The 19,292-nt window shown below is 63.3% G+C and carries 19 protein-coding genes; 9 read left to right on the top strand and 10 right to left on the bottom strand.

Features of this window, described 5'->3' with window-relative positions:
* Both ASILVAE211_RS04855 and acpS read left to right on the top strand, forming a co-directional pair.
* The gene (locus ASILVAE211_RS04855) at nt 1-2,325 is read left to right on the top strand and encodes a RelA/SpoT family protein (RefSeq protein ID WP_227320180.1); all 2,325 of its coding nucleotides are present in this window, start codon (nt 1-3) and stop codon (nt 2,323-2,325) included.
* A complete protein-coding gene (acpS, locus tag ASILVAE211_RS04850) occupies nt 2,325-2,738 on the top strand; it encodes a holo-ACP synthase (protein WP_227320179.1) in 414 nt (137 codons plus the stop codon). The genes ASILVAE211_RS04855 and acpS overlap by 1 nt, the downstream gene beginning before the upstream one ends.
* A gap of 88 nt (nt 2,739-2,826) precedes the next feature.
* Here acpS and ASILVAE211_RS04845 read toward each other — a convergent pair whose 3' ends face one another.
* Entirely contained in the window at nt 2,827-3,750 is a 924-nt protein-coding gene (locus ASILVAE211_RS04845) for a LysR family transcriptional regulator (protein ID WP_227320178.1), read from the bottom strand.
* A 91-nt stretch (nt 3,751-3,841) separates the two neighbouring features.
* Here ASILVAE211_RS04845 and ASILVAE211_RS04840 point away from each other — a divergent pair, with 91 nt between their 5' ends.
* Both ASILVAE211_RS04840 and ASILVAE211_RS04835 read left to right on the top strand, forming a co-directional pair.
* On the top strand, nt 3,842-4,966 hold the full coding sequence (locus ASILVAE211_RS04840; protein WP_227320177.1) for an alkene reductase: 1,125 nt from the start codon (nt 3,842-3,844) through the stop codon (nt 4,964-4,966).
* The gene (locus ASILVAE211_RS04835; protein ID WP_227320176.1) at nt 4,959-5,429 is read left to right on the top strand and encodes a nuclear transport factor 2 family protein; all 471 of its coding nucleotides are present in this window, start codon (nt 4,959-4,961) and stop codon (nt 5,427-5,429) included. The genes ASILVAE211_RS04840 and ASILVAE211_RS04835 overlap by 8 nt, the downstream gene beginning before the upstream one ends.
* 132 nt (nt 5,430-5,561) lie before the next feature.
* Here ASILVAE211_RS04835 and ASILVAE211_RS04830 read toward each other — a convergent pair whose 3' ends face one another.
* Nucleotides 5,562-6,050: a DUF1203 domain-containing protein gene (locus ASILVAE211_RS04830; protein ID WP_227320175.1), complete on the bottom strand. Its 489-nt coding sequence runs from the start codon at nt 6,048-6,050 to the stop codon at nt 5,562-5,564.
* 134 nt (nt 6,051-6,184) lie between these two features.
* Between ASILVAE211_RS04830 and ASILVAE211_RS04825 the strand changes: the two genes are divergently transcribed.
* From ASILVAE211_RS04825 to ASILVAE211_RS04810, 4 genes are all read left to right on the top strand, one after another.
* Nucleotides 6,185-7,099, top strand: a complete 915-nt coding sequence (locus tag ASILVAE211_RS04825) for a helix-turn-helix domain-containing protein (RefSeq protein WP_227320174.1) — start codon at nt 6,185-6,187, stop codon at nt 7,097-7,099.
* 64 nt (nt 7,100-7,163) lie between these two features.
* Nucleotides 7,164-8,351 (top strand): MFS transporter, encoded by a 1,188-nt coding sequence (locus tag ASILVAE211_RS04820; protein ID WP_227320173.1) that lies wholly within the window; start codon nt 7,164-7,166, stop codon nt 8,349-8,351.
* A 33-nt stretch (nt 8,352-8,384) separates the two neighbouring features.
* Nucleotides 8,385-9,350: an acetylxylan esterase gene (locus ASILVAE211_RS04815; protein WP_227320172.1), complete on the top strand. Its 966-nt coding sequence runs from the start codon at nt 8,385-8,387 to the stop codon at nt 9,348-9,350.
* Between the two features lie 44 nt (nt 9,351-9,394).
* Nucleotides 9,395-10,075 (top strand): esterase family protein, encoded by a 681-nt coding sequence (locus ASILVAE211_RS04810; protein WP_227320171.1) that lies wholly within the window; start codon nt 9,395-9,397, stop codon nt 10,073-10,075.
* Between the two features lie 6 nt (nt 10,076-10,081).
* Here ASILVAE211_RS04810 and ASILVAE211_RS04805 read toward each other — a convergent pair whose 3' ends face one another.
* On the bottom strand, nt 10,082-11,557 hold the full coding sequence (locus ASILVAE211_RS04805; RefSeq protein WP_227320170.1) for an FAD-dependent monooxygenase: 1,476 nt from the start codon (nt 11,555-11,557) through the stop codon (nt 10,082-10,084).
* Between the two features lie 278 nt (nt 11,558-11,835).
* On the opposite strand from ASILVAE211_RS04805, the gene ASILVAE211_RS04800 reads away from it, so the two are divergent.
* Nucleotides 11,836-13,533: a thiamine pyrophosphate-binding protein gene (locus ASILVAE211_RS04800; protein ID WP_227320169.1), complete on the top strand. Its 1,698-nt coding sequence runs from the start codon at nt 11,836-11,838 to the stop codon at nt 13,531-13,533.
* 12 nt (nt 13,534-13,545) lie between these two features.
* On the opposite strand, the gene ASILVAE211_RS26445 is transcribed toward ASILVAE211_RS04800, so the two are convergent.
* From ASILVAE211_RS26445 to ASILVAE211_RS04765, 7 genes are all read right to left on the bottom strand, one after another.
* Complete coding sequence (locus ASILVAE211_RS26445; RefSeq protein ID WP_406566027.1) at nt 13,546-13,794, bottom strand: type II toxin-antitoxin system RelE/ParE family toxin; 249 nt, start codon at nt 13,792-13,794, stop codon at nt 13,546-13,548.
* Between the two features lie 41 nt (nt 13,795-13,835).
* Nucleotides 13,836-14,123, bottom strand: coding sequence for a ribbon-helix-helix domain-containing protein (locus tag ASILVAE211_RS04790; RefSeq protein WP_227320168.1), 288 nt, complete (start codon nt 14,121-14,123; stop codon nt 13,836-13,838).
* 61 nt (nt 14,124-14,184) lie between these two features.
* Entirely contained in the window at nt 14,185-14,871 is a 687-nt protein-coding gene (locus ASILVAE211_RS04785) for an SIMPL domain-containing protein (protein ID WP_227320167.1), read from the bottom strand.
* 42 nt (nt 14,872-14,913) lie between these two features.
* The gene (locus ASILVAE211_RS04780) at nt 14,914-16,347 is read right to left on the bottom strand and encodes an amidase (RefSeq protein WP_227320166.1); all 1,434 of its coding nucleotides are present in this window, start codon (nt 16,345-16,347) and stop codon (nt 14,914-14,916) included.
* Nucleotides 16,344-16,757 carry a VOC family protein gene (locus ASILVAE211_RS04775; protein ID WP_227320165.1) on the bottom strand — a complete coding sequence of 138 codons (414 nt, stop codon included), beginning with the start codon at nt 16,755-16,757 and terminating at the stop codon, nt 16,344-16,346. The genes ASILVAE211_RS04780 and ASILVAE211_RS04775 overlap by 4 nt, the downstream gene beginning before the upstream one ends.
* A 34-nt stretch (nt 16,758-16,791) precedes the next feature.
* Nucleotides 16,792-17,619 carry a 3-deoxy-8-phosphooctulonate synthase gene (kdsA, locus tag ASILVAE211_RS04770; RefSeq protein ID WP_227320164.1) on the bottom strand — a complete coding sequence of 276 codons (828 nt, stop codon included), beginning with the start codon at nt 17,617-17,619 and terminating at the stop codon, nt 16,792-16,794.
* Nucleotides 17,619-19,250, bottom strand: a complete 1,632-nt coding sequence (locus ASILVAE211_RS04765; RefSeq protein WP_227320163.1) for a CTP synthase — start codon at nt 19,248-19,250, stop codon at nt 17,619-17,621. Before ASILVAE211_RS04765 ends, kdsA begins: the two co-directional genes overlap by 1 nt.
* Nucleotides 19,251-19,292: the final 42 nt, after the last annotated feature.

The following is a 19,292-nucleotide window of genomic DNA, read 5'->3' as shown; positions in this document are numbered from 1 at the left end:
ATGGGCGTTGGACGACGGTTTCACGCCGTCCATGGTCTGATCGGTCCTCTGCGCGCGCCTGACGGCGTGGCATCGGGCCGGCCAGACGCTCAAGGGAGTGCAGGGCAGGGTGCCGAAACCCTGCCTTTCGCGGCGCTTGAAAAGGCGCTGACCACCAAAATCCAAACCTATGACGCGAAGGTCGATACCGGTCAGATCGACCGCGCCTTCGTTCTCGCCTCTTCCGCGCATGCCGAGCAGAAGCGCGACAACGGCGACCCCTATATCACCCATCCTCTCGCGGTCGCCGATATCCTGGCGGGCTACCGGCTTGACCCGGGCAGCATCATCACCGGTCTGCTGCACGATACGATCGAGGATACGGGCGTCACCCAGGCGCAGATCGAGCAGCAGTTCGGCCCGGACGTGGCGCTGCTCGTCGATGGCGTCACCAAGCTCACCCGGCTTGAGCTGCAATCCGACCGCACCAAACAGGCTGAGAATTTCCGCAAGCTGGTGCTGGCGCTGAGCAAGGACATCCGTGTCCTGCTCGTCAAACTCGCCGACCGTCTGCATAATATGCGGACGCTGCATTTCATGGATCGCGAAAGCCGCCGCCAGCGCATCGCCCGTGAAACGATGGAAATCTACGCGCCGCTTGCCGGCCGCATCGGCATGGATGCGATCAAGAGCGAGCTACAAAATCTCTCTTTCGCGCAGCTGGAGCCTGAGGCTTTCGACAGCATCCAGGCGCGGCTCAACTTCCTGCGCGGCCAGGGTGCCGATGTCATCGAGGAAGTGCGGCGCCAGCTCATCCGCGTCTGCCGAGATGCCGGGCTGACCAATATCGAAGTCACAGGCCGCGAGAAATCGCCCTTCTCCATCTGGGAGAAGATGCAGAAGCGCAATGTGGCCTACGAGCAGCTGTCCGACATCATGGCCTTCCGTCTTCTCGTGAAGACGCGGGACGAATGCTATATCGCGCTGGGCGCTATCCATTCGGCTTTCCCTGTCATCGCCGGGCGGTTCAAGGACTACATATCAACGCCAAAGGCCAACGGCTATAAAAGCATCCATACGGGTGTGACGCTGCGCGAGCCGCGCAATCAGAAGATCGAAGTCCAGATCAGGACATTCGAGATGCACAATATCGCGGAAAACGGCGTTGCCGCGCATTGGCTGTACAAGGACCGCGACCCGCAGGCGGCGGCTGACCTGCAACGCTTCCGCTGGGTGCAGGATCTTCTCGAAATCCTGGAGAACAGCCAGGCAGCGGACGAGTTCCTGGAAAACACCAAGCTCGAACTCTATCACGACCAGGTCTTCTGCTTTACGCCCAAGGGCGAGCTGATCCAGCTGCCGCGTGGCGCGACGCCGGTCGATTTCGCCTATGCCGTCCACAGTCAGGTGGGCGATACTTGCGTCGGCGCCAAGATCAACGGTCGCCTGATGCCGCTGCGCTACGAGCTGCAGAACGGCGATCAGGTTGAGATCATGACCGCCCGTGGCGGCACGCCTTCCCCGCAGTGGGAGCGTTTCGTCGTTACCGGCAAGGCGCGGGCGCGCATCCGCCGCTTCGTGGCGCAACAGCAGCGCACCATCAATCGCGAGCAGGGTAGGGCAGTGCTGGCCAAGGCCTTCCGTCAGGAAGGGCTGGACGGGTCCGAGCGCGCGCTGGAACCTGCGCTGAAGACGCTGAAACTGCTGACGGTCGATGACCTTTATGTCGCGGTCGCCAGCGGCCATGTCGGGCCAAAGGATGTTGTCCATGCCGCCTATCCGGAAATGCGGGAGACGGCGCGGGCGCCGCGCCTGCTGCCGGGCATGGGCCTGCCGCCGCGCCCGGCCGGCCGCGCGGGTTCCAAATCCGATGACAGTGCTGCCGGCCCACCCATTCGCGGCCTTATCTCCGGCATGGTCGTCAGCTACGCCGGCTGCTGCCATCCGCTGCCGGGTGACCCGATCGTCGGCATCGTCGCCACCGGGCGGGGTGTGACCATCCACACGCGGGACTGCCCGCAGTTGCAGAGTTTCGCCGCGACGCCCGAGCGTTTTCTCGATGTCGAATGGGATGACACGCTGCCGCCGTCCGCACGGGGCGGGCAGGCCTATTCCGGCCGCGTCAGCATCATCGCGACCAATGACCGCGACCTGCTGCCCAATATCTCCAACGCCGTCACCAAGCATGACGGTTCGGTGCTCAATCTTCGTGTCGTCAGCCGGCAGCAGGATTTTTGTGAAATCCTGCTGGATGTGGAGGTGCGCAACCTGCGCCATCTCTCCACCGTCATCGCCGGCCTGCGCGCGACCAGCGGTATCACGCAAGTCGAACGGGCCAAGGGCTGATGATCATCGGTATCGGGTCTGATCTTTGCGACATCCGCAGGGTTGAAAAGGCAATTTCTCGCTTTGGCGATCGCTTTCTGGAGCGTGTGTTTACAGAGACCGAGCGGAGAAAAGCGCTGCGACGCACGGAAAAATTGCAGGCGCCGACCTTCGCCAAGCGTTTCGCCGCCAAGGAAGCCTGCGCCAAGGCGCTGGGCACAGGCTTCAATGCCGGCGTCTTCATGTCGGACCTGGGCGTCGTCAACCTGCCCTCCGGCGCGCCGACGCTGAAACTGACGGGTGGTGCCGCCCGGCGTCTGGCGGAACTCACCCCGCCGGGGATGGAGGCGCAGGTCGCGCTGACCATGACGGATGAATATCCTTACGCCTTCGCGCAGGTCATCATCTCTGCCGTGCCGTGCGTTTCTGAGTAAAGCCGGATATCAGACAAGCGAGGTCAGGTTTTGACCCGCGTGAGATGTTAAGGCGCTATCGCTGCCTTCCCCAAAAGCGGGGCAAAATTCACATATCGAAGCCCGAGTTGGCTGCGAGCGCCGCCTTCGTAACGGCGTCGATCACAACCCTTAATTTCGGCTGCATATAGCGTGAGCGTGGCCAAAGCGCATGTATGGGCATCTCGGCACCAGAAAAGGATTCTAGAACCGAGACCAGAGAACCAGACCTGAGATGGTCTCCAATCAGCCAGGTCGGAAGCTGGCAAAGGCCACATCCCGCAAGTGCCGCACTGACCATGGCTTCGCCATCACTGAATTCGTGGCGAACGCGAATTTCTTCGAATGCAGTATTGCCGGCGGCATCCTTGATGAGCCATCCAGGACGTTGATTGCGACGCCAGCCGCCAAAGCAATCACGCCGACTGAGTTCGGCCAGTTCAGTCGGCTGGCCATGGCGAGACAGATAGGATGGCGCCGCGCAGATCATGAGCCGCTGCGTCCCAAGCCGCTTCGCGACAAGGTCCGCATGATCGCCCAAGGCTCCGATCCTGATGGCTAGATCGATGCCTTCCGCGATGATGTCCGCTGTCCGTTCAGAGAAATTGACCGAGAAATCCAGCCGCGCGTATTGCAGGGACAAAGCATTCAGTATGGGCAGGATGTGGCGCCGCCCGAAAGCAGCGGGCAGATCCAGCCGGACCCTGCCCAGTGGCGTCGCCCGGCCTGTTGCCAGGCTTGTTTCAACACTTTCCAGCTGATCCATAATTCCGAGGCAGCTCTCAAAATAGGCTTCGCCTTCATTCGTCAGCGTCAATTTGCGCGTGGTGCGGTGAAGCAGCTTCGTTCCCAGCCGCGCCTCAAGACGGGTAACACTTTTGCCAATGGCTGAGTTCGTGACACCCAGCAGATTGCCAGCGGCCGTGAAACTGCCCAAACGGGCGGCCTCAACAAACTCGATAATTCCGTCGAAACGCCCGGTTTGCTCTGCCATTCTGGAACCATGGGACGAAGTGATCATCCATGCAAGGCGATTATCTCGCCCTGGAGAGGCATTACATCGGAGTAAAGATAGGGATGATTACATGAGCCTTTTATTCGAACCTTTTGACCTCGCGGGACTGCCCTTGGCCAATCGTGTCGTGATGGCCCCGATGACACGGGCGCGGGCGACAACGACGATCCCCGACGATTTGACGGTGCTCTATTACAGCCAGCGGGCAAGCGCCGGCCTCATCATCAGCGAGGGGGCGCCAATCTCTCAGGAAGGATGCGGCTACCTTTTTAACCCCGGCCTCTATACGCTTGAACAGGCAGCGGGCTGGCGCCGGGTCACCGACGCGGTGCATGCGAAAGGCGGCCGAATTTTCGCGCAGCTTTGGCATGTCGGGCGCATGTCGCACACCTCCTTGCAGCCTGCCGGTCAGCCGCCCGTGTCATCCACAGCTGTCGCTGCCGAAAACTGCAAAGCTTACGGTCTGACGGATAGTGGCGACCCCGGCATGGTGCCGGCAACCCTGCCACGGGCGCTTGAGACGGCAGATGTGGGGCGGGTGACACAGGATTTTGTGAAGGCAGCACGCTTGGCGATCGATGCCGGATTCGATGGTGTGGAGTTGCATGGCGCGAATGGCTATCTCTTCGAGCAATTCATCAACGGTGACCTCAATAACCGTACGGATCGTTACGGCGGCTCGATTGCAAATCGCCTGCGGTTTATGCTCGAAACTCTTGATGCCATAGCCGCCGAGCTTGGCTCAAACCGCGTTGCGGTCAGGATATCACCCTTCGGTCGACTTTATGACATGCGGCCCTACGACGACGAGACCGCAACATGGGTTACCCTTGCCGCCGAGCTTGATCGGCGCAACCTTGCCTATGTGCATCTCAGCGACCAGTTGACCATTGGCGCTGAAAAGATGCCTGAGGATTTTCCCGCCTCGTTCCGCCGGTCTTATCGCGGCACGCTGATTGCAGCCGGCGGCTTCAGCCGTGATACCGCCGAAACCGCGCTGGATACCGGAGACCTCACCCTTATCGCATTTGGCCGGCCATTTATTGCAAACCCGGATCTCGTGGACCGTCTCCGAAACGGCTGGCCTCTGGCTACACCCGATCGGGCGACCTTCTATGGAAATGCCGGAGAGGCGGGCTACACCGATTATCCTACATTCAAAGAATTTCAGGCTAGGGAGAAGTCCGTTGTCTGATTTGGCAGGTGCCGATTCGGGTCTTTTGCGTAAATTGCAAAATCTCCTCGATATTGAGGATATTCGAAATCTTCGCTTTCAATACAGCGACTATCTCGACGGCAACGACATTGATCTGCTCGATCGGGTGTTCGCTGCCGATGCCGTTGTGGAAGTCACAATCGGCGCCATGCGCGGCTTGAGCGAAATCAAAGCCGGCCTGGCGCAGGCCTACAAAGATTTCGATCGGGACGGTCGCAACTCATATCCTTTTCTTCACGCGGTCACGAACCATTCAATAAAGTTTCTTGGCCCGGACCTTGCCGAAGGTCACTGCTATCTCATCGACTTTGAAACAGCGTCAAAGCCCGACCCCAATCCGTTGCTGCTTCTCGGGCTCTATCGGGATAAGTACCAACGTCTCGACGGAGAGTGGCGCATCACGCATTCTCATTTGGCTGTTGTTTGGCCGTCGAAGGGCTAGAGAATCAGAAGCCCAATATTGTAAGTTAAAGTGTTGTCAGATCAAAAAATAGTGTGCGCCTTATCCGGTTTTGGTTGGTAGACATTAAAACCGAATAGACCGCTTTCCCCCGTCTCAGCCGACCGGCTTTGTTCAAGCCGGCTCCGGCACCCGCTCCACCAGCGACAGCAGGCAGCCCGGCCGGGCGGTGTGGATATTGACGAAGGCGGTTCTGCAATCACTTAGCGCGCGGTCCAGCGGCGCATCGACGTCATGTCCCGCGCAGACTGTCCCCAGGTCATAGAGGCACTGGCCGGCGGCGTCATAAGCACGGACCGATACAAGGTCATTGCCCCGCACGATCGGTGCGACAGCGTTCACCGCTTCCGCGCGCGGGCAGGCGATGTCGTGAATGAAGATCGGGCTCGGCGTCCAATAGATGCCTTGCGGCTTGGGCAGGTTGTAGGACCCGAGCAGCATGGTCTCGCCCACGCTCCCGTTCCGCAGGCAATGGCGGCAGGGGAAGCCGCCGGCTTCCGTTACCGTTACGCGGCGCAGCGCATTGCCGTTGTCATCGCGGCCGGTCCGGCGAAAGCGGTCGGCGATCTCAGTCTTGATGGCGATGCAGCGAAATGCGGGCATGGGCTTCTGCCTCCTGACGGGAGACCGCAAGGAAGCAGAAAGCAGGCAAGCCGTCTGGCCGAAACCGGACCACGTCTTCCCGCAGAATGTGATACGATCCTGGCGTGAAACCATGGTTCGCATGAGACAGCATCATGAAGCCGATCTTCGAAAAGGTGACGCCGGATGAAGGCGCGTCCTGGGCTCTCCTCGACAGGCGGATGCCGGAGCGCATTCCCTTCGAATGGCATCACCATCCCGAATACGAACTCACGCTGACGCTGAATAGCCGGGGCCATCGCTATATCGGCAGCGATGTCGATGCCTATGATGACGGTGACCTCGTCTTCATCGGTCCCGGCATTCCGCACAGCTGGTGTTCGGAGGCGGCGGTCGACCCGGCCCGCCCGCATATCGCGCTCGTCATCTGGTTCAGCCATGCCTGGGCCGACAGCCTGCTGGCGCTGTTCCCCGAAATGGCGCGGCTGCGGCCGCTGCTGGCGGCATCGGCCCAAGGCGTGTGCTTCAGCCATGCGACCCGTGCCGCTGTCCGCCCTCGGATCGAAGCCATGTCGGCGCTGGACCCGGCGGCCCGCCTGGTGTCGCTGCTGGAGGTTCTGCTGGCGGTCTCCGCCGACAGGGACGCGACGACGTTCACCAATGCGCCGGGTGCGGCGGGCCTGACGGTCGAGACGGACCCGCGCATCATGCGCGTGCTCGATCATCTGCACCGGCATTTCGCGGAACCCGTCACCATCCCGATGCTGGCGGATATCGCTCATGTCAGCGTTTCCGCGTTCCATCGCATGTTCAGGCGCCATACGCGGATGACGGCGGTTGATTACATCACCCGCCTGCGCATCGGCCGCGCCTGCTCCTTCCTGATCGCCGGCGACATGGCGGTGGCGCGCATCGCGGATGACGTCGGCTTCCAGAATCTGTCGCTGTTCAATCGCCAGTTCGCCGCCCTGAAGGGGCAGACGCCGACGGCCTTCCGGCACCGCCAGCGCGCGACCATCTATCCGGCGCAGAGTGGTTCGCGCCAGAATAGTATCAGACGCCGCGCCTAGCTGGGGCTGTGGGCGACCCGTTGCCGCCTTAGGATGGCGGTGACGTCTTTCCATAGGCCTGTCCGTGACCGATACCGCCGCCCTGTCCCGCGCCGATGATGCGCGCCCTGTCCTGCGAGCCGCAGCCCCAGGGCCTGAAGCCGCTCAGCGCCGCGCGACGCGAATCGTTTTCTTCATGCTCGGCTTCGCGACGGCCGCCTGGGCGCCGCTTGTGCCCTATGCGAAGGCGCGGCTGGACCTCGACAATCACGCGCTTGGGCTGCTGCTGCTGTGCCTTGGCACTGGGGCTCTCGTTTCCATGCCGGTCGCGGGTGCCATGGTGCATCGCCTTGGCTGCCGGATCGTCATCATCGCGTGCAGCCTGATCATGGCCGCGGCGCTCCCCGTCCTGGCCACTGCCGACAGCCCGCCCTTGATGGCCTTGACCCTGTTCTTGTTCGGCGTGGCGGCCGGTGCTTTCGGCGTGGCCGTCAATATCCAGGCGGTTATCGTCGAGCGTGCGAGCGGCCGGCCGGTGATGTCGGGCTTCCATGGGCTGTACAGTGTCGGGGGCATTCTGGGCGCGGCCGGCATGGTGGGCCTGATGGGCCTTGGCATCCCGGTCTATTGGGCGGCTCCCTGCGCCAGCCTCGTGGTGCTGATCGCCCTGCCGGTCGCTGCACCGCAACTGCTGGCGCATGGGGGGGAGGGCGGTGGCAGCATTCTCGCCATTCCCAAAGGCATCGTCATTCTGATCAGCGGGCTCTGCTTCGTGATGTTCCTGGCCGAAGGCGCGATGCTGGATTGGGGCGCGGTTTTCCTGACAGCCAGCGACGGCATGAAGGCGTCCATTGCCGGGCTCGGCTACACCGTTTTCGCGACGACCATGTCGGCCGGCCGTTTGAGCGGAGATTGGCTCGTCGCCCGGCTCGGGCGGATTCCGCTTGCCATCGGGGGGGCGGCCTGCGCCGGCCTTGGTTTCGTCATCACCACCGTCGCACCGGTTTGGCCGCTGGCGCTGCTGGGCTTTGCCATTATCGGTGCCGGCTGCGCCAATGTCGCGCCCTCCTTGTTCTCCTCGGCCGGCCGGCAGACCCGCATGCCTGAGAGTGCGGCCATCTCGGCCGCCTCAACCTTCGGCTATGGCGGCATTCTGGTGGGGCCGGCGCTGATCGGCTTCGTCGCCGCTGCCAGTAGCCTGCATATCGCCTTTCTGGGCCTGGCCGGCCTGCTCGGATTGGTCGCCATCGGCGCGCGCTATCTGCCGCGATAGACGCATGGACCGGGCCGCTGTTAAGGCCTGGGCATGAGTATTCCGACGCAGCACCCCTATGCCTTCGATCCGACCCAGGGCTTCGATCTCAATCAGCTCCGTGCGATCAGGCCGCCCACGGCCGCGCCCGGCTTCGATGCCTTCTGGCGGCCCCGTTATGAGCGGGCGCTGGGCTTGAACCCGCAGCCACGCGTCAATGCCAGCCGTGCCAGCCATCCGGACTGGCTGGTGCAGGACATTACCTATACCTCGACCGATAAATTCCCCATCGGCGGCTGGCTGCTGCTGCCGCGCGAAGGTGGTGTCACGCGCGGTCTCGTCGTCGGCCACGGCTATGGCGGGCGCGAGGCGCCGGATTTCGATCTTCCGGTGACGGAGACGGCTTTGCTGTTTCCCTGTTTCCGGGGCCTGTCCCGCAGCCGTCGGGCGCCGATTTCCACCGACCCCGCCTGGCATGTGCTGCATGATATCGACAAGCCGGATCGCTATATCCTGGGCGGCTGCGTGGAAGACCTGTGGCTTGCCGTCTCGGCTTTGACCGCTCTGTTTCCGGCAGTCGCGGGGAGAATTGGCTATAGCGGCATCAGTTTCGGCGGCGGCATCGGTGCGCTGGCCATGGCTTTCGATACGCGCATTGCGCGCGGCTCTCTGGAAGTGCCGACCTTCGGCAATATGCCGCTCTGGCTGACCTTGCCGACCGTCGGCAGCGGCCACGCCGTGCAGGCCTATGCGCGGGTGCATCCCGAAACCGTCACAATGCTGGGACTTTTCGATTCGGCAACAGCTTCGGCACGCATCACGGCCCCCATGCTGACCGCCGTCGCCCGGTTTGACCCGGCTGTCGCGCCGCCCTGTCAGTTTTCGGTGGCCAATGCGCTGCCCGCGTCCAGCCACCATGAAACATTCATCCTGGATGCCGGGCATTACGATTATCCTGGAATGATGGAGCAGCACGCGCTTCTCTTAGATAAGGTCAGGCGATTCTTCGGGGTGCTATGAGGCGAGATTACCGGCGCTGGTACAGTCCGCGACTTCACCGGGATATGGAGCTGCTGATCTTCGGCCATGCCGGGGCCAAGGTTCTGATGTTCCCGACGCGGGACGGCCGCTTCTGGGAATACGAACATCTCAACCTCGTCGGGCGCCTCGCCGACAAGGTCAATGCCGGCCAATTGCAGCTTTACTGCATCGAAGGTCTGGCGGCCGAAACCTTCTATGACACGGGCCGGCATCCGGCCGACCGCATCCGCCGCCACGCCGCCTTCGAGGATTATATCCTCAACGAGGTGCTGCCGCTGATGGCTGCGACCAATGGGCATGACTGCACAATCGCGTTAGGGTGCAGCCTGGGCGCTTTCCAGGCCACCAGCCTGGCGCTGCGGCATCCGCATCTGTTCCGCAAGCTCGTCGCCTTTTCCGGCCGCTATGACCTGACCATGAAGGTCGAATGCTTCGACGATCTTTTCGGCGGCTATTACGACCAGGACATCTATTTCCATACGCCGACGCATTTTCTGCCCGGTCTCGACGGCGGCTGGCAGCTGGAGCAGCTGCGCCGCATGGAGATCGTCATGGCCATCGGCAAGGCCGACCCGTTTCTCGATAACAACCTGCATCTGAGCCATCTGCTGGGGCAGAAGGGCGTGCAGCATCAGCTGCATTTCTGGGACGGTCGCGCCCATCGGGCCGGCGCCTGGCGAGAGATGGCGGCGCTTTACGTTTGAAGGGGATCAGCGGGACAATAGCCCCGCCATATAGGCCTGCGCGCCGACCCAATCATCGGCCTTGCCGGCGAAGCCGACATAGCCGTCCGGCCGGACAATCAGCAGCGCCGCCTCATTGGGCGGCTGGCGTGGCTCACCCGCCAATAAGTGCGGGAAGCCGGCGACGAGGCGCGCGCCCCTGGCCTTGTCGGCGGCATAAAGGATGAAGCGCGGCGTCTGATCGCCGCCCGGCGGCGAGCCGTCATAGAGGGGCGGGGGCAGGCGTTCGCCGCCCTTGAACCCCTGCGCGCGTCCGACGGAGATCGGGCTATGGGCATAGCCGATTTCGACTTCGCTCATCTGCCGGGCCATGAAGGCCTGGACCGTATGCAGGCCAAGGGCGAAATGCATCACGGTATTGCGCAAGGCTTGCGCTGCCGGATTCGTAAGCGTTGCCATGTCCGTCATCCGCCCGGCATTGCGCAGCACGATATCGCCGACGGCGCTGCGCTCGACGCTGTAGCTGTCCAGCAGATGCGTGCCGGCCGCGCCTTGCACGACCAAAGCGAGCTTCCAGGCGAGATTGATGGCGTCCTGCATGCCGGTATTCATGCCCTGGCCGCCGGCAGGGCTGTGGATATGGGCGGCGTCGCCCGCGACGAAGACGCGCCCCTGGCGATAGTCCCGCACTTTGCGTTCATGCACCCGGAAATTGGCCAGCCATTGCGGATCGATAGCGGTGAAGCCGCCGCCGGCGCGCTGGTCGATCAGCGCCTGCACGCTGGCCAGGGTCGGGTCCGGCGGGGTCTGATCCGGCTTCGCCCGGCCGATGGTCGCAACGACGCGGAAGCGCGGCCCGGGCATCGGGAAAAGGATAAAGAACCCGTCGCGGTGAAGGTAGAGGCTGATTTCGTCGCTGGGCGGCGCATGCGGGCCTTCCAGCGCGACATCGGCCAGCACCCAGTCATCCGGCTCGGGTGCGCCATCGAAGGGGAGGCCGAGGCCATGGCGCACGGTGCTATGCGCGCCGTCGCAGCCCACCAGCCAGCGAGACGTGACGGTTTCCACCTGCCCGTCGGCATGGTGCAGCTCGGCCAGGACGCCGCCATCCTGCTCAGTGAAACTAACGAGTTCGGTTTCGCGCGCGACGGTGATGCCGAACCGGCCGAGCTGCGCCGTCATCAGACGTTCCGTGTCGCGCTGCGGGATCATCAGCGCGAAATTATATTCGCTCGGGATCGAATCCAGGCGTGTGTGCCCCAGCAACTCGCTGCCGCCGCGAATGGAAGCGCCGTGGCAAGGCAGGCCGGCATCGAGGAAGGCCTGGGTGCAGCCCATGCGGTCCATCAGTTCCAGCGTGCGGCTCCAGATCACCAGCGCCTTGGAGGTCGCGGTCGGCTGCGCGGCCTTGTCGATGATCCGCGTGCTGAGGCCGAACCGGGCGAGTTCCGCCGCCAAGGTCAGTCCGACCGGCCCGGCACCAATGACGAGGACGTCCAGCATAGGAAGCTCCGTCTTCTTTTGCGGCGACTATAGAGAAGCTGGCCGCCCTGTCTTGGCTATAAGGCCGGGGCGCATCAACACATCACGGAGAGCGGAGCGGGTTCCCGCACCACGCCCGGGCAATAAAAAGCGCAGTGACGGTGGCGCCTGCGCAGCATTCCGTCATCGCCGCAACAGCGGCGGCGATCATTCTTGCGAAATCGTGCAAGCTCGCTTTCGCTGCTGGCTAGGCGATAAAAATTGGTCAATAATACTGCCATTCTTCAGGAGCGAAGCCGATGACCTCTGGCCCGATCACAGCCGTCGATGACGCCCGCTATCGTCGTGGCGCCGCGGTTCTGCTGGAAGTGCTGCGCAGCGAAGGTGTCGAGTATATCTTCGGCAATCCCGGCACGACCGAATTGCCATTGATGGATGCACTGCAAGGCACGCCGGATATCGACTATATCTGGGCTTTGCAGGAAGCGAGTGCCGTCGCCATGGCAGACGGCTATGCCCAGGCCGCACGGCGGCCGGGTTTTCTTAATCTGCATACGGCCGGTGGCCTTGGTCATGGCATGGGCAATCTGCTCAACGCCCAGGTTTCGCAGACGCCGCTGGTGGTCACCGCCGGACAGCAGGATTCCCGCCATACTATTACTGACCCGCTTCTCTTCGGCGACCTGACGCAGATCGCGCGTCCGGCGGTGAAATGGGCGCAGGAAGTGGCCCATGCCGATCAGCTCCCTATCCTCATCCGCCGCGCTTTTCATGATGCCAATGCGGCGCCCGCCGGCCCGGTTTTTCTGTCTTTGCCGATGGATGTGATGGAGGAGATGAGCGCGGTCGGCATTGCCGAACCCTCCACGATCGATCGTCGCACGGTCGCGGGCTCGCTCGATGCGCTGGCAAGCAAGCTGGCCGGTATCGCGCCCGGCCGTTTGCTCATCATCGCGGGCGACGAAGTCTATTCCAGTGACGCCGCCGCCGAAGTCGCCAAACTGGCCGAGACGCTGGGTGCCGAGGTCTACGGCTCCTCCTGGCCGTCGCGCCTGCCGTTCCCGACCGCGCACCCGCTCTGGGCCGGCAATATGCCGAACAAGGGCCGCGACATTTACGAAAAGCTGTCCAATTACGACGCCATCTTCGCGCTCGGCGGCAAGTCGCTCATCACCATTCTTTATTCCGCCGGGCCGATCATTCCGGCCGGTTGCGCGGTCTACCAGATGTCGACGGATGTGCGCGATCTGGGGCGGACCTATCAGACCGAGCTGTCGGTGGTGGGGGATATTCGCGCCTCGCTTCGCGCGATGCAGCCGTTGCTGGAAGCCGCAACTGCGCCGCGGGCCGATGCCTATGCGGGTCATTGCGGTGATATAGCAACAAGGCGTGCCGAGCAGCGCCGCGCGCTTGCCGTGCGGGCGGCTTCGGAATGGGATGCGCCGAAGATCACGCCGCTGGTCGCCGCACAGGAGGCCGCGCGCGCCATCGGGCCCGATATTCCCATCGTGGACGAAGCCATCGCCACGTCGATGCATTTGCGTGGATTCCTCAACAGCCAGTCTTCCGCGCAATATTCCTTCCTGCGCGGTGGCGCGCTGGGCTGGGGCATGCCGGCGGCGGTCGGCTGCTCGCTGGGCCTCGGACGTCAACCCGTGGTGTCACTGGTGGGCGACGGCGCCGCGCTCTACTCCCCGCAGGCGATCTGGACGGCGGCGCATGAGAAGCTGCCGGTGACCTTCGTCGTCATGAACAATCAGGAATACAATATCCTGAAAAACTTCATGAAGGGCCAGAAGGATTATCTCTCGACCCGCAGCAACCGCTTCATCGCCATGGATATTCTGGAGCCTGCGGTTGACTACCTGGCCCTGGCCGCATCCTACGGCCTGCCCGCGCGACGGGTGGAACGGCCGCAGGATATCGCCCCCGCCATCGAGGCCGGCATCGCGTCCGGCACGGCCAACCTCATCGAAATCATGATCGGGGTTGAATAGGCGCGAAAGTCGTCACGCAAAACCGCCGCGTTCCGCGAGGGCTGCGGCGTCTCGCGCGCCGTGAAGGACACGGATGATGACGACGGTATCGGCGAGCGGCCGGTAGTAGAAAGCGTAGGAGGCGTAAAAACCGACGCGAAGGCTTGCGGCGAGTTGCGGTCGCTCGGGACCGGCAAGAGGAAAATACCGCAGCCGCTCAAAGGCCTTTCCGATCTCGCGAACAAAGTCAGTGGCAATGACTTCCGATGCTTCCGACGCCAGCCGGGCCCAGATTTCAGTGAGGTCGGCTTCGGCCGTTTCGGTCAGTCGGAGCGCGAGCGGCTGGCTGACAGCACCCTCCCGCGATCCGCGATGCGTTTGGCATCGAATGCCTTCACGCGACCTTCCGCGAGGTCCAGCAGGCCAAGGGCAATGTCGGTCTTCAAGCCTGCCAAGTCCTGGCCATTCGACACGCGCTTCGCCGTCCAGTCTTGCAGCGCTTCTTGCACGACGTCGCTGCTCGATGCGTAGTCGCCGCCTTCGACAGCTTCCCGCACGACAGACGCCATCTCGGACGGCAAGGTAATCGTTAACCGCTCACTCTCTGCCATGGCTTGCTTTCTCCATGCGTAGGGTCATGAAACCTAGCACATATCAGGCTGGAGAGCAGTCCTACTCCTCCAGCCTCGCCTCGCCTGCGACGGTCGCGGAAACCGTTACCGCATCGGCCTGCGCGCTGGGCGGCGGCGCGGCCGCCGGGGCGGCTGTTGCCATCATGCGCATCATCGGGCGCGGACCGGGCTGGCTGTCGTCACCCACCGTCACGCTGCTGAAGCCATGCGTCCGCAGATGCATCAGCTTGGCGACGACATCGGCCTGCGCCGTCAGCTTGCCGATGGCTTTGGCCATCGCCTGCTCATAGGTCTTTTCGGATAGCGCAGGGGACAGCTGCCAGGTCAGGTCGCCCACCGCCAGCCCGTCCTGCTGCAACTTGCCAATCAGCCCCAGCAGCGCCCCGCCATCATGGGAGCGGAGTGCGATCCCCTGGCTCGCATGCCAGACGTCCTTGGGGTCGGTCTCATGCCAGACGGAATAATTGGTGGTGCTGGCAGTGACGGCGTCGAGCGGTTTCGCTTCGCCCAAAGCCTTGGCGACGAGCGCATTGACCTGCTGCTGCGCCGCGCCGGCGGTCGTCGCGTCGGCCTGCGCCGTCAGTTGCGCCACCAACTCGTCCGGCATCGCCGTGACGGAGGCGGTGACCGACAGATGCAGCATCGTATCGGCATAAGCCGGCAGCGCGGCACCCAGACCGGCTGCGGCAAAAGCGATCCCGAGCAAGCCTGAAAAGGGCTTCGTCATACTCGCCTCCGTTTCCGCCATGCCGCCTTGGGCGGCGCAGGCCTATAGGGCAGGGGGATGTCGCGCCGGCCAGTGCGTGGCCAGGTCATAGGCATGGCCCAATTGCAGGCAAGACAACTCGCCCTGATGCCGGCCGATGATCTGCATGCCCATGGGCAGGCCAGAGTCATTGAATCCGACCGGCACGCTGAGCGAGGGCAATTGCGCATTGGTCGCCAGGATCACGACCTCCATCCAGCGATGATAGGTATCCATCGCGCGGCCGGCGATTTCCTTCGGCCAGTCCAGTTCGGCGGCGAAGGGGAAGACCTGCGCGGTTGGCAGAACCAGATGATCGTAACGCTCGAACAGCGACGCCATATGCAGAAACCAGCGAGAGCGGACGGCCAGCGCCCGGCTGATGGCAGTGCCGGAAATATTGAGGCCGCGTGCCACTTCCCATTGCGCGGCCGTCTTCAGCAGGGTGCGGCGCTTCGGATCCTGATAGACGTCGCCCAGACTGGCCGCGACCTTCCAGGACCGCAGCAAAGTCCAGGCTTCCCATAGCTCTTCCATAGGGAAGCCGATCGAGACCGGCTCCACCGCGCAGCCAAGGCCAGACAGAACCGACAGGCCCTGTTCGCACAAAGGCAGAATGCCGTCTTCCATGGGCAGATAGCCGCCCAGATCGCCCAGCCAGCCGACGCGGCGCCCCTTTAGGGCAGCCTCCAAAGGCTGGGTCACGCTCTGGCCGCTCTCCTGGATTGAAAGCGGCATGCGCGGGTCCGGCCCGGCCTGAACGGAAAAGAGGAGGGCAAGGTCTTCGACGCTGCGGGCCATGGGCCCGGTGACGCCCAGGCTGGCGGCGAACAGATCGGCGGCGTCATCCGGTATACGGCCGAAGCTCGGGCGGAAGCCGTAGATATTATTGAAGCCGGCCGGATTGCGCAGAGAGCCGGCGTGATCGGACCCATCGGCCAGCGGTACCATATGCGTGGCCAGCGCGACGGCGGCGCCACCGCTGCTGCCGCCGGCCGTGCGGCTATGGTCATAGGCGTTCAGCGTGGTGCCGAAGACCGGATTATAGGTATGCGAGCCAAGGCCGAATTCCGGCACATTGGTCTTGCCGATGAAAATGGCCCCGGCCTGGCGCAGGCGCGCGACCATGGGCGAATCCGACGTCGCGACGGTGTCGCGGAACAGCGGTGAGCCCTGGGTCGTCGGCAGGCCGACGACATCCTCCAGATCCTTCACCGCCATCGGCAGGCCATGCAGCGGGCCGATGGGACCGTGCTGCTTCAGAATCTCGTCCTGTTCGCGCGCTTCGGCCAGCAGGGTCGGCCGGTCGACGCGGGAGACGATGGCATTCACGCGCGGGTTGACGGCGTCGATCCGCTCCAGAAAGGCTTCCATGACCGAAACGGCGGAGCGCTGGCCCGTGGCGATGTCCCGTGCCAGGGCAGTCGCGGACAGGGCGGTCGGATCGGTCCCGCTCATAATGCGGCGCCCTTCGGCTTATGCTTATGGAAGGCGCAGGCAAGCTTGTTGCCGTCCGGGTCGCGGACATAGGCGACGTAGAATCCTGGGGAATAGGCTTCGCGCGTGCCGGGCGCCCCTTCATCGGTGCCGCCGCGCAGCAACGCCGTCTTGTAGAAGGCCTGCACCTGCGCCTCGCTGCGGCCACGCAGCGCGATCATGGCGCCATTGCCGACCGAATGCGCCTGGCCGTCGAAGGGCTTGCAGATCCAGAAACCGACGCCGTTATCATAGCCCGGACCCCAGCCGATAAACTCGTCGGAGGATTCGGGGCTGCGGCTATAGCCGAGGGTCGCAAAGACCGCGTCGTAGAAGGCGGCACTCCGTGCCAAGTCACTTACCCCGACAGTCGTGTAGAGAATAAGCGACATCGGCAGAGTTCCTTGGCTATGGGCGACGGGCTGTTTAGGCGGCGACCTGTTTGGCGAGAGTGTCGAAAGCCTTGAGCTTCGCGAGCACGGCCGACATCTGGGCGAGCGGGATCATATTCGGGCCGTCGGACGGAGCGTTATCCGGATCGGGATGAGTTTCCATGAAGATCGCGCTACAGCCGACAGCAAGCGCGGCCCGTGCCAGGATCGGCGCATATTGGCGCTGCCCGCCCGAAGACGTTCCCTGGCCGCCCGGCTGCTGAACGGAATGGGTGGCGTCGAAGACCACAGGATAGCCGGTGCGCGCCATTTCCGGCAGCGCTCGGAAATCCGTTACCAGCGTATTATAGCCGAAGCTGGCGCCGCGTTCGGTGAGCAGAATACGCTCGTTGCCGGTGCTCGCGATCTTGGCGGCGACGTTCTTCATGTCCCAGGGGGCCAAGAATTGGCCCTTTTTGACATTGATGGCGGCACCGGTTTCGCCGGCAGCCAGCAGCAGATCGGTCTGGCGGCAGAGGAAGGCCGGAATCTGCAAAATATCGACGGCCTCGGCGGCAGGCGCGCATTGGCTGGCGTCATGCACATCCGTCAGCACCGGCACGCCGAACTTTTCCCGCACTTCAGCCAGGATGGCGAGACCGCCGGCCAGGCCGATGCCGCGGGCGGCGCCGCCCGAGGTGCGGTTCGCCTTGTCGAAGCTCGACTTATAGATCAGCGGAATATCCAGCGCCCGGCAGATGCCAACCAGTTCTTCCGCCACGTCCAAAGCATGGTCGCGGCTCTCGATCTGGCAGGGACCGCCGATCAGAACGAAAGGCAGGTCGTTGCCGAAGGTGACCGAGCCAACCGCGACATGCGCCATCAGACGAGCCTCGCTTGTTGCACACAGGCGCCGATAAAGCCTTTGAACAGCGGATGCGGATCGAAGGGCTTGGACTTCAGCTCGGGGTGATACTGCACGCCAATAAACCAGGGGTGATCCGGATATTCGATGATCTCCGGCAGCACGCCATCCGGCGACAGGCCGGAGAAGCGCAGGCCGGCCGCTTCCAGCTTTTCGCGGAAATGGATGTTCACTTCGTAACGGTGGCGGTGACGCTCCTCGATCACGGCAGCGCCATCATAGACGTCCCGCACCAGAGAGCCTTCCGACAATGCGGCCGGATAGGCGCCGAGGCGCATGGTGCCGCCCAGATCGCCGCTCGCCTCGCGCCGCACCAGTTCATTGCCCTGCGCCCATTCGGTCATCAGGCCGACGACCGGCGTCTCGCTGGGGCCGAATTCGGTGGAGGAGGCGTCCGGCATGCCGGCCAGATTACGCGCGGCCTCGATACAGGCCATCTGCATGCCGAAGCAGATGCCCAGGAAGGGCACCTTATGCTCGCGCGCGAAGCGCACGGCTTCGATCTTGCCTTCCGACCCGCGCTCGCCGAAACCGCCCGGCACCAGAATGCCGTGGACGCCTTCCAGACGGGCGACCGAATCCGGCTCCTCGAAAATCTGGCTATCCACCCATTCCAGCTTCACGCGCATCCGATGGGCGATGCCGCCATGCAGCAGCGCCTCGGCCAGTGACTTATAGCTGTCGAGCAGCGAGGTATATTTACCGACGACCGCGATGCGGACCTCGCCCTCGGGCGAGCGGACGGCGTCCATGATGGCGTCCCAGCGGCTCATATCCGGCTCGACATCGGTCGGCAGGCCGAAATGCCGCAGCACCTCGCGGTCCATGCCTTCGTCGTGATAGCGGGCCGGCACGGCATAGATGCTGTCGGCGTCCAGCGCCGGAATGACGGCTTCCGGGCGGACATTGCAGAACAGCGCGATTTTGCGACGCTCGTTCTCAGGGATCGGACGGTCGCAGCGGCACAGCAGCATCTGCGGCTGAATGCCGACATTGAGCAGTTCCTTGACGGAATGCTGCGTCGGCTTGGTCTTCAGCTCACCGGCCGAGGGGATATAGGGAACCAGGGTCAGATGCACGAACATCGACTGCTGCGGCCCGAGCTCGTTGCCAAGCTGGCGGATGGCTTCCAGGAAGGGCAGGCTTTCGATATCGCCCACCGTGCCGCCGATTTCGACGATCAGGAAGTCGATGCCGTCGGTCTTGTTAAGGACCGTTTCCTTGATGGCGTCGGTAATATGCGGAATGACCTGCACGGTCCCGCCCAGATAGTCGCCGCGACGCTCGCGGGCGATCACCTCGGAATAGATGCGCCCGGTGGTGGCATTGTCGGACTTGCTGGCATGGACGCCGGTGAAGCGCTCGTAATGGCCAAGGTCGAGATCCGTTTCGGCACCGTCATCGGTGACGAAGACCTCGCCGTGCTGATACGGGCTCATCGTACCCGGATCGACGTTCAGATATGGGTCCAGCTTGCGAAGACGAACCGAATACCCTCGCGCTTGCAAAAGGGCACCCAAAGCGGCCGCGGCGATGCCCTTACCCAAGGAAGAAACAACGCCGCCCGTCACGAAGATAAATCGCGTCATGGGCGTTCCTCATACAGGTTCAGACCCGGCCAGGGGAACCCC

Source organism: Acidisoma silvae (genome assembly GCF_020618775.1).
In the GTDB taxonomy this organism is placed as follows: Bacteria; Pseudomonadota; Alphaproteobacteria; order Acetobacterales; family Acetobacteraceae; genus Acidisoma; species Acidisoma silvae.
This window is presented reverse-complemented; position numbering and strand designations above follow the sequence as displayed.